Annotated in this window: 1 protein-coding gene; it reads left to right on the top strand. The window is 68.8% G+C overall.

What is annotated here, in order from left to right; genetic code table 11:
* Positions 1-86 precede the first annotated feature (86 nt).
* Positions 87-899, top strand: coding sequence for a creatininase family protein (locus I5M_RS26390; RefSeq protein WP_022724136.1), 813 nt, complete (start codon positions 87-89; stop codon positions 897-899).
* Positions 900-1,124: the final 225 nt, after the last annotated feature.

Below are 1,124 nucleotides of genomic sequence, written 5' to 3'. Positions count from 1 at the left end.
CCGACGCACGGCAGCCGATCACGCCAGTGGATTGATAGCGAAACCATGCGGGCATTTGAACCTCCGACCGCCACGGGCCTCGGCCGATGACCGCATTGCCGCCCCGCGATTGGACCGCGATTCGCTGGCCCGAGATGGCCGGCGCCGATCCGGCCCGCTGGATCGCCGTGCTGCCGCTCGCCGCCACCGAGCAGCACGGCCCGCATCTGCCGCTCGGCACCGACGTGATCATCGCGCAGGCTTATCTGGCGCGGGTGAACGAGCTGTTGCCGAAGGGCGTGCCGGCCAGCTTCCTGCCGCTGCAACCGGTCGGGATCTCGACCGAGCATCTGGCATTTCCTGGAACGCTGACGCTCTCGGCCGAAACCGCGCTGAAGCAGTGGACCGAAATCGGCGACAGCGTCGCGCGTGCCGGCGTCCGCAAGCTGGTGATGGTGACCAGTCATGGCGGCAACAGCGCCGCGATGGGCCTGGTGGCGCAGGAGCTGCGCGCGCGGCACCGCATGCTGGTGGTCACCACCGGCTGGTCGCGCTTCGGCGTGCCGGAGGGGCTGATCGGCGCCGAGGAGCTGAAGCACGGCATTCATGGCGGCGCAACCGAGACCTCGATCATGCTGGCGTATGCGCCCGATCAGGTGCGCACCGACAAGATCGCCGACTTCACGCCGGCCAGCATCGCGATCGAGCGCGAGTTCAAGCTGCTGTCGGCGCAGCGGCCGGCGCCGTTCGCCTGGCAGGCCGAAGATCTGCATCCGAGCGGCGCCATCGGCGATGCGCGCGGCGCGTCCGCCGAGATCGGGCGACAACTGATCGATCACGGCGCACGTGCGTTCTGCGATCTCCTGGCCGACGTCCATGGCTTCGACCTGGCGCGGCTCGGCAACACGCCGTCTGCCTGATCTCATCGCCATGTGATCTGGCGCACACTGCTTTCTGAGCCCACCGAACCGGCGCCGTCGACAGGCCGACCACTGTGCATGCGGGCAGCGAGCCCGCCTTGCACAGGATGGAGTTCAGTCATGTCGATCAACACCAAGTTCGCCGCTCTGGCCCTCACCGCGCTGGTTGCTACCGGTGCGATCGCGTCCTCCACCACCGCCGAAGCCAAGGGCCCCGGCCCGGCC

Origin of the sequence: Rhodopseudomonas sp. B29 (assembly GCF_000333455.1) — a bacterium.
GTDB lineage: Bacteria > Pseudomonadota > Alphaproteobacteria > Rhizobiales > Xanthobacteraceae > Rhodopseudomonas.
Note: the sequence above shows the minus strand (reverse complement) of the source record. Positions and strands in the feature narration are given on the sequence as shown.